Here is a 15,388-nt window from a genome sequence, read left to right as displayed (position 1 = left end):
CGAGTGGTCGGCCCGTGAGGGCCGGCAAGCGGGGTGGTACCGCGACCTCCGAGGCCCCTCGGCGGTCGTCCCCGTGGACGGACATCCGCACCACCTGGAGTTCCCATGGCCTACCAGCCGGTACCCGCGTCACCCCGGTTCCCCGACGTCGAGCAGGGCGTCCTCGCCTTCTGGAAGGGCGACGACACCTTCCGCGAGTCGATCCGTGCCCGGGAGGGCCGCGACGAGTGGGTCTTCTACGACGGCCCGCCGTTCGCCAACGGCCTGCCGCACTACGGCCACCTGCTGACGGGCTACGCGAAGGACGTCTTCCCGCGGTACCAGACGATGCGCGGCAAGCAGGTGCACCGCCGCTTCGGCTGGGACACCCACGGGCTGCCCGCCGAGCTCGAGGCGATGCGCCAGCTCGGCATCACCGAGAAGCACCAGATCGACGAGATGGGCATCGGCGAGTTCAACGCCGCGGCCCGTGGCTCGGTCCTGCGCTACACCGACGAGTGGCGGCAGTACGTCACGCGCCAGGCGCGCTGGGTCGACTTCGAGGACGACTACAAGACCCTCGACGTCAGCTACATGGAGAGCGTGCTCTGGGCGTTCAAGCAGCTGCACGACAAGTCGCTCGCCTACGAGGGCTTCCGCGTGCTGCCCTACTGCTGGCACGACCAGACCCCCCTGTCGAACCACGAGCTGCGCATGGACGACGACGTCTACAAGATGCGCCAGGACCAGACCGTCACGGTCGCCTTCCCGCTCGTCGGCGCCAAGGCCGAGTCGCTCGGCCTCACCGGCGTCGAGGCCCTCGCCTGGACGACCACGCCCTGGACCCTGCCCACGAACATGGCGCTCGCCGTGGGGCCGGCCATCGACTACGTGACCGTGCCCCACGCCCTGCTGCCGGGCGAGCGCACCGGCGACCAGGAGCTGCTGACCGGCAGCGTCTTCCTGCTCGCCGCCGACACCCTCGCCGCCTACGCCCGCGACCTCGGCTACGAGTCCGCCGAGGCGGCGGAGGCCGCCGTCACGGCGCACTTCGCCGGCGCCGAGCTCGCGGACGTCGAGTACGACCGCATCTGGGACGTCTACGCCGACACCGAGACCTGGGGCACCGAGAACGCCTGGCGCCTCCTCGTCGCCGACTACGTCGCCACCGGCGAGGGCACCGGCATCGTGCACCAGGCCCCCGCCTACGGCGAGGACGACCAGCTGGTCTGCGCCGCCGCGGGCATCCCCGTGATCGTGTCCGTCGACGAGGCCGGGCGCTTCCTGCCGATGTTCGACGAGCTGGGCGTCGCCGGCCTCCAGGTGTTCGAGGCCAACAAGGCGCTGGTGCAGCGCCTGCGCGCCGACGGGCGCCTGGTGCGCCTGGCGAGCTACGAGCACAGCTACCCGCACTGCTGGCGCTGCCGCAACCCGCTCATCTACAAGGCCGTCTCGAGCTGGTTCGTCCGCGTCACGGAGTTCCGCGACCGGATGGGCGAGCTCAATCAGGAGATCACCTGGGTGCCCGAGAACGTCAAGGAGGGGCAGTTCGGCAAGTGGGTCGCCGGCGCCCGCGACTGGTCGATCTCACGCAACCGCTACTGGGGCTCGCCCATCCCCGTGTGGCGCAGCGACGACCCCGCCTACCCGCGGACGGACGTCTACGGCTCGCTCGCCGAGCTCGAGGCCGACTTCGGGCGCCTGCCGCTCAACGAGCAGGGCGAGCCCGACCTGCACCGCCCGTACATCGACGACCTCACGCGGCCGAACCCCGACGACCCGACCGGGCAGAGCACGATGCGCCGCATCGAGGACGTCTTCGACGTCTGGTTCGACTCGGGCTCGATGCCCTTCGCGCAGGTGCACTTCCCGTTCGAGAACCGCGACTGGTTCGAGACGCACGCGCCTGCCGACTTCATCGTCGAGTACATCGGGCAGACGCGCGGCTGGTTCTACGTCATGCACGCGCTCTCGACCGCGCTGTTCGACCGCCCGGCGTTCTCGAACGTCATCAGCCACGGCATCGTGCTCGGCTCCGACGGGCAGAAGATGTCGAAGAGCCTCCGCAACTACCCCGACGTGAGCGAGGTCTTCGACCGTGACGGGGCCGACGCGATGCGCTGGTTCCTGATGTCGAGCTCGGTGATCCGCGGCGGCAACCTCGTCGTCACCGAGGAGGGCATCCGCGAGGGCGTCCGGCAGTTCCTGCTGCCGCTCTGGAGCACGTACTACTTCTTCACCCTCTACGCGAACGCGGCCGAGGCCGACGGGTCGGGAGGCGCGGGTCGGCACGTCGCGGACGGCTACGTCGCGCAGTGGCGCACCGACTCGACCGACGTGCTCGACCGCTACCTGCTCGCGAAGACCCGCCGCCTCGTCACCGAGGTCGAGGGCCACCTCGACGCGCTCGACTCGCCCCTGGCGGCCGCGGCCCTCCGCGACTTCGCCGACGTGCTGACGAACTGGTACGTCCGCCGGTCGCGTGACCGATTCTGGGCCGGCACCGACCACGACGCCTTCGACACCCTGTTCACGGTGCTCGAGACGCTCACCCGCGTCGCGGCGCCCCTCGCCCCGCTCGTCACGGAGGAGATCTGGAAGGGCCTCACCGGCGGCCGCAGCGTGCACCTCGCCGACTGGCCCGACGCCTCCGCCTTCCCGGCCGACGACGCGCTCGTCGATGCGATGGACGCCGTGCGCGCCATCGCGTCGTCCGGTCTCGCGCTGCGCAAGGCGACCGGCCTGCGGGTCCGCCTGCCGCTCGCGCGCCTCACGGTGGTCGCGCCCGACACCGCGGGCCTCGAGCCGTTCCGCGCCATCCTCCGCGACGAGCTCAACGTCAAGGACGTCGTCCTCACCGCGCTGACGGAGGAGAGCCTCGGCGAGTGGGGCGTCACCCGCAAGCTGACGGTCAACGCCCGCGCGGCCGGCCCCCGCATCGGCAAGCAGGTGCAGCAGGTCATCCCCGCCGCGAAGAAGGGCAACTGGGAGGCGCGGGGCGAGACGGTCGTGGTGGGCGGCGTCGAGCTGCTGCCCGGCGAGTTCACGCTCGAGCTGGCCGTCGCCGACCCGTCGGCGGCGATCGCGTTCGTCGGCGACGGCGGCTTCGTGCTGCTCGACACCGCGACCACGCCCGAGCTCGAGGCCGAGGGCCTCGCGCGCGACGTCGTCCGGGCCGTGCAGCAGGCCCGCAAGGCGGCCGGCCTCGACGTCGGCGACCGGGTCGTCACGACCCTCGTCGTCGAGCCCGGCTCGGCCGCCGCGATCGAGGCGCACCGCGCGCTGATCGCGGGCGAGACCCTGACGACCGAGCTGGTCGTCGACGTGCAGGACGACGTCGCGACGCGCGACGAGAGGGTCGCCGTCGGTTCCGGCGCGGCCGTGACGGTGGAGGTCCGACGAGCATGAGCCCGAAGAAGAAGAAGAGCGACGCCGAGGGCACGGGCGGGGGCGCGGCCGACGGCGGCGAGTTCGCCGAGGGCGCCCGCCGCGTCTACGACGAGCTGCTCGCGCGCGTCGGCGAGCAGGCCCCGCAGCCGCGGCTCGCGGCGACGCGTCGGGCCGCCGAGCTGCTCGGCGACCCGCAGCGCGCCTACCCGGTGATCCACGTGACGGGCACGAACGGCAAGACCTCGACGAGCCGCATGATCGAGAGCGTGCTGCGCTCGTACGGCCTGCGCACCGGCCTCATGACGAGCCCGCACCTGACGCGCGTCAACGAGCGCATCGTCGTCGACGGCGAACCGATCAGCGACGAGCTGCTCGTGGCGAACTGGGACGACATCCAGCCCTACCTCCAGATGACCGACGGCGAGCTCACGGCGGCGGGGGAGCAGCCCCTGACCTTCTTCGAGGCGCTCACCGTGCTGGCCTTCGCCTGCTTCGCCGACGCCCCCGCCGATGTCGTCGTGCTCGAGGTCGGCATGGGCGGCGAGTGGGACAGCACGAACGTCGCCGACGGCCAGGTCGCCGTCTTCACGCCGATCGCCCTCGACCACACCCAGCGGCTCGGCTCGACGGTCGACGCGATCGCCCGGACGAAGGCCGGCATCGTCAAGCCGTCGGCCTCGGTCGTCAGCGCCTCCCAGCAGCCGGAGGCGCTGGCCGAGCTGCAGCGGGCGACCGACCTCACCGAGTCCACGCTCGCGGTCGAGGGCACCGCGTTCGGCGTCGAGTCGACCACGGTCGCGGTCGGCGGGCAGCTGATCACCGTCCGCGGCCTCGCCGGCCGCTACGACGACCTCCTGCTGCCCCTGTTCGGCGACCACCAGGCGCAGAACGCGGCGGTCGCGATCGCCGCCGTCGAGTCGTTCCTCGGCAGCGGCTCGCAGGCGCTCGACCACGACGTGCTGGCCGAGGGGCTGGCCGCGGTGACGTCGCCCGGACGCCTCCAGATCGTGGCGAACGAGCCGACCATCCTCGTCGACGCGGCCCACAACCCCCACGGGGCTCGGGCCCTCGCGAAGGCGCTCGACGACTACTTCCAGTTCGGGCGCGTCGTGGCCGTGCTCGGGGTGCTCGCCGACAAGGACGCCGCCGGCATCGTCCGGGCGCTCTCCGGCACGGTGCAGCAGTTCGTCGTGACGAGCAGCGACTCCGAGCGCGCCGTCGACGCCGACGAGCTCGCCGCGATCGCGGTGGGCGTCGTCGGCGCCGACCGCGTCGTGGTCGAGACCGACCTCGTCGCGGCGCTCCGCACGGCCCGCGACCTCGCGGAGGAGACCGAGGGCGACGAGCCCGGCGGCGTCGTCGTCACCGGGTCGATCACGCTGGTCGGCGACGTGCTCGCGCTGGCGCAGGCCCCGGGCGGTCTCTCGTGACCGCGGCGCCGCCTCCCGAGGGCCCCCCGGCGGGCATCCGCCCGGGCGGTCGACGCCCCGGGCGCCGACGCGGCGCGGCCGAGAGCCTGCTCTCGATCGTGCTCGTGCTCGAGGCGCTGTCGCTGTTCTTCGTGATGCTCGTCGTCAACGGCCGCGACCTGCTGCCGACGGCCGTGGCGTTCGGCGGCGGGTTCGCCGCCATCGTCGTCGTCATGCTCGTCTCGCGCACGACGCGCTGGCCCTGGGGCATCGCGCTCGGCTGGGTCGTGCAGGCGGGCCTCGTGGCCTGCGGGCTGCTCGACCCCGTCATGTACGTCGTCGCGGCTCTCTTCGTCGCCATCTGGACCTACTGCCTGATCAAGGGCACCCAGCTCGACCGCCTCAACGCCGCCCGCTACGGTGGGCCCGGCGACGCGGCGTGAGCCGGCCCGGCCGACCCGACCACACCGACCCTCCCGCCACCACACCAGAAGGAGCACCACAGTGACCGACCTCCAAGAGACCCTCGTCCTCGTCAAGCCCGACGGCGTCGCCCGCGGCCTCACCGGCGAGATCCTGCGCCGCATCGAGGCCAAGGGCTACGAGCTCGTCGACCTGCGCATGCTGCAGGCCGACCGTGACCTCCTGTCGAAGCACTACGAGGAGCACGTGGGCAAGCCGTTCTACGAGCCGCTCGTCGAGTTCATGGAGAGCGGCCCCACCGTCGCCCTCCGCATCGCCGGCAACGGCGTCGTCGCGGGCTTCCGCTCGCTGGCCGGCACCACCGACCCGACCACCGCCGCCCCCGGCACCATCCGCGGCGACCTCGGCCGCGACTGGGGCCTCAAGGTGCAGCAGAACCTCGTCCACGGCAGCGACAGCCCCGAGTCCGCCGCGCGCGAGCTCGCTCTCTGGTTCTGAGTCTTCTGGCCAGCCGCCGCCCCTGCGGCTGACTGGCCGGGGTTTGTCGCTCGGGGTCGAGTTCTGGCCCCGGGGGGCGCTCCAGGCGCCGGCTCCGCAGCCGCCTTCGCCGACATCGGGGTGCCAGCCGCCGCCCCTGCGGCTGACGGCCGGGGCGTGCAGCTCGGGGTCGAGTTCTGGCCCCGGGGGGCGCTCCAGGCGCCGGCTTCGCAGCCGCCTTCGCCGACATCGGGGGGCCAGCCGCCGCCCCTGCGGCTGACTGGCCGGGGCGCACCCCGGGGTCGTGACTTGCCCCGGGGTGCGCTCTGCGCCGGCGGCCCTAGGGGGCGGGGGTGGCGGACGACTCGGGGGCGGTGCCCGTGCTCGTGTCGGAGGTGGGGGCTCCGCCCGCGACCTCCGCGACGAACTGGGCGAAGACCGTCGGGTCGGTGAGCGAGCCCTGGTACTGCTGGCCGTTGACCAGCACCGTCGGGGTGCCCGTGACCTTCTCGAGGTCGCTGTTCGGCAGCGGGTCGTTCAGCGCCCGCTCGGTGGCCGAGGCCACCCAGTCGTCGAACTCGCCCCCCGTGACGCACCCGGGGATCTGTTCGTCGTCGGCGCCCGCTCCCTGCACCAGGCTGACCAGCTCGTCGTTCGTCAGCCCGCTGGTGTTCTCCTCCGGCTGCTGCGCGAAGAGGGCCGTGTTGACGTCGAGGGCCGCGTCCGGCTGGTAGTTCGCGACGCAGGCCAGGGCGTTCGCCGAGCGGGTCGAGTACTTGGTGCCGAGCGAGGCGTTGTCGAGGAACCCCAGGGGGTGGATCTCGAGGTCGACCGACCCCTGGCTCACCCACGTCTGCAGCTGCTCCGCGTTGGCCGTGTCGAACTGGCCGCAGTACGGGCACATGTAGTCGAGGTAGACGACGATGCTCGGCTTCTCGGCCGTGCCGGGAGCCGAGGCCGTCGGCTCGCCGTCGGCCGGCACCGCGTCGGTCGTCGTCGCCGAGACCGTGGTGCCGTCGCCCGAGAGCACGATGCCGTCGCTCGCCATGTTCAGCGGCCCGGGGCCGCCCGGGGCCATCGACCGCGTCACGACGAGCACGACGACGGCGGCGACGGCCAGCACGCCGAGCACGAGGCCGCCCTGCAGCGCCCACTTCTTGCGACGACGGCGCTTCGCGGCGGCCTCGCGGGCGACGCGGGCCTTCTCGCGGGCGGCCTCGCGGCGCTCTCGCTTGGTGTCTCCGGGCACGGCTGGTGGGGTCATCGGTCCTCGCTGGGTCGGGGGGCGCCGACGGGCGCTCTCGGCCAGCGTCGCGCCGCCGGCCAAGAACAACCTGGGACCGCGAGGCTGCGGGGAGGCGCGGTGTGGGCGGGGGAGGCGCGGTGCCGTCAGCCGAGGAGCGTCGGCAGCAGCAGCGGGAACTGCACCACGATGACCGTCGCGACGACGATGTAGTTGAGCACGGGCAGCACCCACGAGTACGGCAGGAAGGCCGCCGCGGCCCGCTGCAGCCGGCCGGGCCGCACGAGGACCCCGCGCGCCGTGCCCCAGGTCAGGAAGACCCAGAAGAGCGGGATGGTGACCGACCACACGAGCATGCACCAGGGGCAGAGGGCGCCGATGACGAAGACCGTCTGGGTGAAGAGCCACGTGATGAAGACCCAGGCCAGCGACACGCCCGAGGCGAACGCGACCCAGAACCACCGGGCGAAGCGGGCGCCGGCGAGCAGGCCGAGCCCCACGGCGACCGGCGCCGCGAAGCCGACCAGGCCGATGATCGGGTTCGGGAACCCGAAGAGCGACGCCTGCCAGCTGTTGATGACGGGCGAGCAGCCGACGAACGGGTTCACGTCGCAGCCGAGCGACTCGGTCGGGTTCTCGAGCAGGCGGAACTTGTCGACGGTGAGGGCGAACGACCCCAGCAGCCCCACGAGCCCGACCACGATCAGCAGCACGGCGGCGACCACCGGGGTGCGGCCCCGGGGCAGGCCCGCGGAGGGGCCGACGGGCGTCGTGCTCGGGGCGGTGTCGGTGAGCGTCACCCCCCGATCATCGCACCCGTCGGATCGTGGTCGGCTGCGATGCGTGCGATAATCGACCCAGTCGAGGGGTGAGAGCCCCGAGATCATGACTTTCCGGGCCGTGCTGGCCCGCGTGGCACCGGCCCCGAGGGGCGTCGCGCGGGTGCAGGTGAAGCCGGGCACGGGGCGCAGGCGCTCCAGGTCGGATGGCCAGTTCCGACAGCAACGAAGAACCGCACGTCGACGAACGACACGGGGTGGCGACGACCGCAGAGACGGTCCGGCTCACCTCGTGACCGAACGCCGCGTGACCGACATGGCGTGCCGTGAGAGGGCACGGTGGTCCGGGGGCAGGTGCACGGCACCGCTCGGCCACGACACGAGACCACCTGCCGACGGCACGTCCTCGGCAGGGCGAGGAGCACACCAGCAGTGCTGGACAACAACGACGACACGACCGACGGTCGACCGAAGAAGAAGCGGGGCCTGTTCGGGGCCCTGCTCGCCCGCCAGGCGGCACCGCCCGCGGCGCGCACCAGCGGCGCACAGCGCCCCTCTTCTCCGACCGATCCCATCGACGACGCCCAGGAGGCACAGACCGTGACCCACGACACCGACTCCGCGGGCCAGGCCCCGAGCACCCCCGCCGACGACAGCGCCGCCCCGGCCCAGGCCACGCCCGACGCTGGTCGGGCCGCCGCGTCCGACGTCGCCCCCGCGGTCGACGTCGAGGCCGTCGAGGCCGACATCGCCGACGGCGAGCCCGCCGCCGAGGCGCCCGCGACCGGCTCGGAGCCGGCCGCCGACCCGTCCGCGTCGCCCATCCCGGCGCACCTGACGACGACGAGCCTGATCTTCCACGCCCCGGTCATCACGCCGCTCCCGGCCCGCCCCGGCCGTCGCCGTGACGACCGCGACGACCACCGCGACCAGCGCGACGACCTCGACGAGCGCGACGACGAGGGCTACGACGACGGCGGCTGGGACGACGAGCCCCAGCGCCCCGCCTCGCGCCGCCGCTCGCGCGGCCGCTCGCAGGACCGCGAGGAGCGCGACTCCGAGGCCCGCCAGGGCGACCGCGGCCCGCGCGAGCGCCCGCAGCGCCAGGTCGAGCTGATCACCGAGCCGCAGCGCATCAAGGGCTCGACCCGTCTCGAGGCCAAGAAGCAGCGCCGCCGCGACGGCCGTGACGCCGGCCGCCGCCGCACCGTCATCACGGAGGCCGAGTTCCTCGCGCGCCGCGAGAGCGTCGACCGCAAGATGGTCGTCCGCTCGTCGGGCGACCGCATCGAGATCGGCGTCATGGAGGACGGCACGCTCGCCGAGCACTACGTCGCCAAGGCACAGAACGTCTCGTTGATCGGCAACGTCTACCTCGGCCGCGTGCAGAACGTGCTGCCGAGCATGGAGGCCGCCTTCGTCGACATCGGGCGCGGCCGCAACGCCGTGCTCTACTCCGGCGAGGTCGACTGGGACAGCCTGTCGAACGGCAACCAGCCCCGTCGCATCGAGCTGGCCCTCAAGCCCGGCGACCGCGTCCTCGTGCAGGTCACGAAAGACCCCGTGGGCCACAAGGGCGCCCGCCTGACGAGCCAGATCTCGCTGCCCGGCCGCTACCTCGTCTACGTGCCCAACGGCTCGATGAACGGCATCAGCCGCAAGCTGCCCGACACCGAGCGCGCCCGCCTGAAGAAGATCCTGAAGGAGGCGCTGCCCGAGAACGCCGGGGTCATCGTCCGCACCGCGGCCGAGGGCGCGACGGAGGAGCAGCTGACCCTCGACATCAAGCGCCTGACGAACCAGTGGGCCGACATCAGCGCCAAGGTCGAGACGGGCGCCGCCCCGGCCCAGCTGCACTCCGAGCCCGACCTGCTGATCAAGATCGTGCGCGACGTCTTCAACGAGGACTTCCACGAGATGGTCGTCGACGGCGAGGACGCCTACGAGACCCTGCAGTCGTACCTCTCGGCCGTCGCTCCCGACCTCATCGACCGCATCGTGCGCTACGAGGGCGAGCGCGACGCGTTCGACGAGTACCGCCTCAACGAGCAGATCGAGAAGGCCCTCGACCGCAAGGTCTGGCTGCCCTCGGGCGGCTCGCTCGTCATCGACCGCACCGAGGCCATGACGGTCGTCGACGTCAACACGGGCAAGTTCGTCGGCTCCGGCGGCAACCTCGAGGAGACCGTCACGAAGAACAACCTCGAGGCCGCGGAGGAGATCGTCCGCCAGCTGCGCCTCCGTGACATCGGCGGCATCATCGTCGTCGACTTCATCGACATGGTGCTCGAGTCGAACCGCGACCTCGTGCTGCGCCGTCTCGTCGAGTGCCTCAGCCGCGACCGCACCAAGCACCAGGTCGCCGAGGTCACCTCGCTCGGCCTCGTGCAGATGACCCGCAAGAAGCTGGGCCTGGGGCTCGCCGAGTCGTTCGCCGAGGCCGGCAGCGCCGCCCGCGTGCAGGAGCAGCAGCCGCGTCGCGGCCAGAACGGCCAGAACGGCCAGGGCGGCCAGAACGGCCAGGGCCAGGAGCAGCGTCGCCGCGGCGGCGCGGCCGCCAAGTCCGGAGGCGCGGGCCAGTCCGGTGCCGCGGGCGCCGGTCGCGGGGGCCAGCAGCCCGCCTCGGCCGCGCACCCCACCACGGGCACCCACGCGATCACCGAGGACGTCAAGAACGCCCTGTCGCGGATCGCAGCGTCGACGATCGCGCACGCCGAGGACGGCGACCGGAGCACCGACTCCGCCGTCGAGGCCGCCGCCGCCGTCGAGGCGGCCATCGACGCCGCCGCGGCGTCGGTCGGCGGCTCGGCCGAGGCGCCGACCGAGCAGCAGGGCGACGAGCCCCGCCGGGGCCGTGGCGCCCGCAAGAGCCGTCGCTCGCGCGGCGGCCGTGACGCCGACTCGACCGAGGGCTCGTCGACCGATGACAGCTCGACCGAGACGGGCCAGGGCCGCGCCGAGGCCGACCAGGCCGACGCGCCGGCGGCCGAGGCCGCCGTCGTGACGGTGCCGACGACCGCCCCCGCGGAGCAGGCCGTGGCCGAGCCCGTCCAGGCCCCGACGGCTCCCGCCGCCGCGGCCGAGGCGGTGCCCGCCCGCGCGGAGCGCAGCACGGAGTCCCGCCGGTCGCGCGTCACCGTGACGACCCCCGAGGCCAGCGTGGCGATCCTCGACATCCCGGTCACCACGACCCGTCGCGAGCCCCGCAAGATCAGCCGGGACGATGCCGAGCAGCTGCTCGACTCCGTCCTCGGGGCACTGCCCGAGCCCAAGCAGCCCGGCCAGGGCCGCAGCCGCTCGCGCCGTGCCTCGAGCTCGGGCACGACCTCCGCACCGGTCGCCCCCGCGGCCGCGGAGTCGACCGAGGGCCGCTCGACCGAGGGCGACGCGGGTCCGTTCATCCTGGGCGTGGGCGTCAGCTCCGACGAACTGTGACTCGTCTAGGGTGACTGCGTGACCTCGACGCAGCCCGGACAGCCGACCCCAGGGTCGACCGTCCGGGCTGCCGTCGTCTCGCTGCGCGGCACCTCGGGGCGCGACCGTCTGGTCGCCGCCGCCACGGCCGTCGGCGTCGTGCTCCTGGCCCGCTTCGCGCTGGGCCTGCTCGCCATGGTCGGGGCCGCCGTCGGGTTCAGCGTCACCGCCTTCCCGAGCGGGTTCGCGGCGACGCCGGTCGGCCAGTTCCTCGGCAGCTTCGTCTTCTACCCGTTCCCGTTCTACGTCGTGGCCTTCGTCGTGCTGCTGGTGGTGCGGCCGCTCGAGACGGCCGCCCCCCTCGCCACCGTGCTGCGCCGGGCCCTCGTGGCCGGCGCCGCGGGCACCCTGGCCCTCGCCGTCGTCGGCGTCGTGCCGGGCGTGCTGCTCTCGCAGAGCGGCGGCACCTGGGCCAACCTCGTCCTCTACGTCACGACCATCCCGCTGGCGGCGGGAGTCGTCGACACGGCCCTGCTCGTGGTGGGCGCCGTCCTGGCCTGGCTCTGGGCGCGTCGCGAGGGCGACGACCCGGCAGGGGCCGACCCCGAGGCCGACGCCCGGCCCGAGGCCGTCGTCGTGCCCCCCACACCGACGTCGTCGGACGCCGAGGCCGAGGCGGACGCCGACGCCGACGCGACCGGTGCACCGGCCCGGGTCTCCGGACCGTCGCGCGCGCCCCGCTCCGGCCCCGCCGACCACGCGTCCTTCCGGCCGGCCGCCGTCGCGCCCGTCGACGCCGACGACGCCCCCGCACGGCCCGCCGTCGAGCCCGAGGCGACGCGCGCACCCGACGCCCCCCGACGCTCCCGTCGCGCCGCCGACCCCGCGCGCGACGACTGGTCGCGCTTCGCGCCGCCCGCCGACCGCGGTGAGGGCGAGCGGTGAGCGCGCCCCTGCTGCACCGCGACCCGTCGCACGACCACCACGACCACGGCGTCGTCGCGCCCGGTCGGGGCCCCGGGCGAGGCCCGCGCCGCGCCTCCCGCACGCCCCTGCTCGTCGTCGGCGGCGCGGTGGCGCTCCTGCTGCTCGTGGTGCGCCTGGCGTCGCCCGCCCTCGGCCCCGGCCTGCTGCCCGACGTGGCCCAGGACTTCGTCACCCTGACGATCAGCGTCATCGTCGAGTCGATGCCCTTCGTGCTCCTCGGCATCGTGCTGTCGATCATCGTGCAGGTGTGGCTGCCGCAGGCCTTCTTCACGTCGTGGCTGCCGCGCCAGCCGCTGCTGCGCCGCGCGGTCATCTCCTTCCTCGGCATGTTCCTGCCGGTCTGCGAGTGCGGCAACGTGCCGCTGGCCCGCGGCCTGGTGCTCAAGGGCTTCACGGTCTCCGAGTCGATGACGTTCCTCCTCGCCGCGCCGATCCTCAACCCGATCACGATCATCACGACGCACCAGGCGTTCGGCTGGAGCGACGGGATCCTGGTCGCGCGCCTCCTCGGCGGGTTCCTGATCGCGAACCTGATCGGCTGGCTCTACAGCCGCCACCCCGACCCCGAGAGCCTGCTGACGAAGTCGTTCGCCGCGGAGTGCGCGCTGCCGACCGACCACGCCCACGGCGGCGGGCGCGTCCGCGAGAGCGTCGAGCTGTTCCGCCGCGAGATGTCGACCATGATGCCCGCGCTGTTCATCGGCGCCGCGATCGCCGGCGGCATCCAGACGGCCGTGCCGCGCTCGGTGCTCGTGACGCTCGGCAGCAACCCGGTCTGGTCGGTGCTCGCGATGATGGTGCTCGCGTTCGTCATCTCGCTCTGCTCGAACGTCGACGCGTTCTTCGTGCTGCCGTTCGCGACGACCTTCATGCCCGGCGGCATCGCCGCCTTCCTCGTCTTCGGGCCGATCATCGACGTCAAGATGCTCGCCCTGCTGCGCACGACGTACCGGCCGAAGGTGCTCGCGCAGCTGACCCTCGTGGTGGCGCTGACCAGCGCCGCGATCGGACTGGTGGTGAACTTCTTTGCTTAGCACGCTCGCAGATCGGTGGCAGGGGGTGCTGCTCACGCTCGTCGTGGGCGTCTCGACCCTCTGGCTCGCCGCGACCGGCCAGCTCATCCTCTACATCCACCCGCGCTACGTCGTGTTCACGGTGATCATGATCGCGATCGGCATGGTGCTCTCGCTCGGCGTGCTCGCCCTCGTGCCGGCCCGCGACGACCACGACCACGAGCACGAGGCCGCCGGGGAGGCGCCCGCCGGCTCCCGCAGGCCGCGTCGTCGCCGACGGGGCCGGGCCGGCCTCCGCGGGGCCGCCGTCTCGGTCGGCGCCCTCGTCACGGTCGGCATCGCCGTCGCCCTCGTCGTGCTCCCGCCCGCCACGCTGACCAGCGCGACGGCCGGGCAGCGCGACGTCAACTCGTCCACGGCCTCGCTCAACGGCACCACGGTGGCCGACGCCGAGGCGGGCGACGCCGACGCGTACAAGTCGTTCAGCGTGCTCGACTGGGCCGGGCTGCTGCGCCAGACCAGCGACCTCGCGTTCTTCGAGGGCAAGACCGCCGACGTCGTCGGCTTCGTGGTGCCGGCCGGCGACGACCCCGACACCTTCTACGTCTCGCGCTTCGTCGTGACCTGCTGCGCCGTCGACGCCCAGCCCGTCGGCGTGCCCGTGCAGCTCGACGACTGGCAGAGCCAGCTCCAGCCCGACGAGTGGGTCGACGTCTCCGGCGGCTTCCGGGCCAACCAGAGCAGCGCGTCGACCGATCCGGTCGCGCTCGTCCCCGACAGCCTCGAGAAGGTCGGCCAGCCGAGTGACCCGTACCTCTACTGACCGGTGGTCGGCGGAGGGCGGGCGCGACGGCGACCCGCTCGACGAGGCCGACCTGCGCCTGCGTCAACGTCGCCGCTTCGTCGCGGTCGTCGCCGTGCTCGCCGTCGTCTGCGGGCTCTTCGGCGTGCTCACCCACCTGCAGGGGCCCAAGCTCACCGACGTGCAGGTCGACGCGAGCGCCGTCGTCGAGCGATCGGGCCAGCAGCTGCGGCTGTTCTCGAACCAGGCCCTGGCGCACGTCGACCCCGACCAGGTCGTCGTCAGCCCGGCGGCGCCCTTCACCGTGCAGACCTCGGGCGACGTGGTCTCGGTGCAGTTCACCGACCGGCTGCGCTACGACACCGACTACCGGGTGAGCGTGTCGGGGGTGTCGAGCATCTACCAGCGGCAGACCTCCGACCTGGAGGCGCGGTTCAGCACCGAGCAGGCCGTCACCTGGCGCATCGTGCACGGTCGTGACGGTGCGGAGGACTCCCTCGAGCAGGCCGACCTGAAGGGCGGGGCCGAGCGGCGCACGGTCTGGAGCGCGCCGCGGATCCAGGCGTACGAGGTCTTCGACAGCGCGGTCGCCGTGCTCACCGACGACGGCGAGCAGTCGACCCTCAGCCTCGTCTCGCTCGACGGGGTCGCCGCCGAGACCCTGCCCCTGCCCGACGGGCCCGGTCTCGTCACGCAGCTCGGCGCCGACCGGGCGACCACCACGCTGGCGTTCTCGTGGCAGCCCGAAGGCTCCGAACAGGAGACCCTCTACACGCTGCCGCTCCAGGGCCAGCGGGCCGTCGCCCCCGTGACGTCGATCGCGGGGGAGCCCCTCACGGTGCTCGACTGGCAGTTCGTCCCCGGGCTCGACAGCGTGGTGGCCCAGGCGACCGACGAGCAGGTGACCCTCTTCGACCTCAGCGGCGCCGCGCCTCCCCGGCCCCTCGGCACCTTCGTCGCGCTGCAGGGGGTCTCGCTCGACGGGCGGGGCATCGTCGCGGCGACGGCGCTGCAGGCCTTCCGGGTCGACCTGTCGACGGGGGAGCAGACCCCCATCCCGTTCTCGGCGGTGGAGGGGCAGACGCCGTTCCGCGGCGAGCTCGTCGCCGTCGGCGCGACGGAGTACGTGCAGCAGGTGGCGCTGCCGACCGACGGCGGCACGAGCTTCAGCAGCCTCATCGTGCTGGACGACGAGCAGGAGGCGCGGGTCGTCTTCCGCCCGCCGAGCGGCTCCAGCGAGATCGAGGGCTTCTCCGTGTCGCCGAACGGGCAGTTCCTCGCGGTCGAGACCGCCACGGCCACGAGCCCGACCGACTACACCTACACGATCGACCCGACGCCGGCCGAGGTGACGACCACCGTCGTCGACCTCGCCTCGGGCGCGGTCGTGGCGAGCTTCCTCGGCCACGCCGCCTCCTGGTGAGGGGCCGGCGGCCGCCCGGGCGGCGGTCGACCCGCGCGGCGGTCGACCC

11 protein-coding genes are annotated in these 15,388 nt (G+C 73.4%); 9 read left to right on the top strand and 2 right to left on the bottom strand.

From position 1 onward, the window contains the following. The first annotated feature begins 105 nt into the window (after positions 1–105). From ileS to ndk, 4 genes are all read left to right on the top strand, one after another. Positions 106–3,387, top strand: a complete 3,282-nt coding sequence (gene ileS / locus ASF82_RS08895) for an isoleucine--tRNA ligase (protein ID WP_056056437.1) — start codon at positions 106–108, stop codon at positions 3,385–3,387. Then, complete coding sequence (locus ASF82_RS08890) at positions 3,384–4,799, top strand: folylpolyglutamate synthase/dihydrofolate synthase family protein (RefSeq protein ID WP_082514510.1); 1,416 nt, start codon at positions 3,384–3,386, stop codon at positions 4,797–4,799. The genes ileS and ASF82_RS08890 overlap by 4 nt, the downstream gene beginning before the upstream one ends. Beyond that, a complete protein-coding gene (locus ASF82_RS08885; protein WP_056056436.1) occupies positions 4,796–5,221 on the top strand; it encodes a DUF4233 domain-containing protein in 426 nt (141 codons plus the stop codon). The genes ASF82_RS08890 and ASF82_RS08885 overlap by 4 nt, the downstream gene beginning before the upstream one ends. Before the next feature lie 61 nt (positions 5,222–5,282). Further along, the gene (ndk, locus tag ASF82_RS08880) at positions 5,283–5,699 is read left to right on the top strand and encodes a nucleoside-diphosphate kinase (RefSeq protein ID WP_056056435.1); all 417 of its coding nucleotides are present in this window, start codon (positions 5,283–5,285) and stop codon (positions 5,697–5,699) included. A gap of 319 nt (positions 5,700–6,018) precedes the next feature. Here the strand turns inward: ndk and ASF82_RS08875 are convergent, their stop codons facing one another. Both ASF82_RS08875 and ASF82_RS08870 read right to left on the bottom strand, forming a co-directional pair. Further along, positions 6,019–6,942 carry a thioredoxin domain-containing protein gene (locus ASF82_RS08875; RefSeq protein WP_156370034.1) on the bottom strand — a complete coding sequence of 308 codons (924 nt, stop codon included), beginning with the start codon at positions 6,940–6,942 and terminating at the stop codon, positions 6,019–6,021. A gap of 125 nt (positions 6,943–7,067) precedes the next feature. Then, the gene (locus tag ASF82_RS08870; RefSeq protein ID WP_235491242.1) at positions 7,068–7,721 is read right to left on the bottom strand and encodes a vitamin K epoxide reductase family protein; all 654 of its coding nucleotides are present in this window, start codon (positions 7,719–7,721) and stop codon (positions 7,068–7,070) included. A 411-nt stretch (positions 7,722–8,132) separates the two neighbouring features. Here ASF82_RS08870 and ASF82_RS08865 point away from each other — a divergent pair, with 411 nt between their 5' ends. The 5 genes from ASF82_RS08865 to ASF82_RS08845 are packed head-to-tail and all read left to right on the top strand — an operon-like array spanning position 8,133 to position 15,339. Next, positions 8,133–11,135 carry an Rne/Rng family ribonuclease gene (locus ASF82_RS08865; protein WP_082514509.1) on the top strand — a complete coding sequence of 1,001 codons (3,003 nt, stop codon included), beginning with the start codon at positions 8,133–8,135 and terminating at the stop codon, positions 11,133–11,135. 18 nt (positions 11,136–11,153) lie between these two features. Continuing rightward, complete coding sequence (locus ASF82_RS08860; RefSeq protein WP_056056433.1) at positions 11,154–12,059, top strand: hypothetical protein; 906 nt, start codon at positions 11,154–11,156, stop codon at positions 12,057–12,059. Then, positions 12,056–13,135 carry a permease gene (locus ASF82_RS08855; RefSeq protein ID WP_369814269.1) on the top strand — a complete coding sequence of 360 codons (1,080 nt, stop codon included), beginning with the start codon at positions 12,056–12,058 and terminating at the stop codon, positions 13,133–13,135. The genes ASF82_RS08860 and ASF82_RS08855 overlap by 4 nt, the downstream gene beginning before the upstream one ends. 25 nt (positions 13,136–13,160) lie before the next feature. Next, the gene (locus tag ASF82_RS08850) at positions 13,161–13,937 is read left to right on the top strand and encodes a TIGR03943 family protein (protein ID WP_056056432.1); all 777 of its coding nucleotides are present in this window, start codon (positions 13,161–13,163) and stop codon (positions 13,935–13,937) included. Beyond that, positions 13,918–15,339: a hypothetical protein gene (locus ASF82_RS08845; RefSeq protein ID WP_056056431.1), complete on the top strand. Its 1,422-nt coding sequence runs from the start codon at positions 13,918–13,920 to the stop codon at positions 15,337–15,339. The genes ASF82_RS08850 and ASF82_RS08845 overlap by 20 nt, the downstream gene beginning before the upstream one ends. Positions 15,340–15,388 lie beyond the last annotated feature (49 nt).

The organism is Frigoribacterium sp. Leaf164 (genome assembly GCF_001423665.1).
Lineage (GTDB): Bacteria > Actinomycetota > Actinomycetes > Actinomycetales > Microbacteriaceae > Frigoribacterium > Frigoribacterium endophyticum.
The sequence above is the reverse complement of the archived record's forward strand: the minus strand, read 5'-3'. Positions and strand labels throughout refer to the sequence as shown.

Bases quoted from the DNA above. Each gene is read 5' to 3' on its own strand.
- ileS (WP_056056437.1), top strand. From the start codon at position 106: ATGGCCTACCAGCCGGTACCCGCGTCACCCCGGTTCCCCGACGTCGAG.
- ASF82_RS08875 (WP_156370034.1), bottom strand. From the start codon at position 6,942: ATGACCCCACCAGCCGTGCCCGGAGACACCAAGCGAGAGCGCCGCGAG.
- ASF82_RS08890 (WP_082514510.1), top strand. From the start codon at position 3,384: ATGAGCCCGAAGAAGAAGAAGAGCGACGCCGAGGGCACGGGCGGGGGC.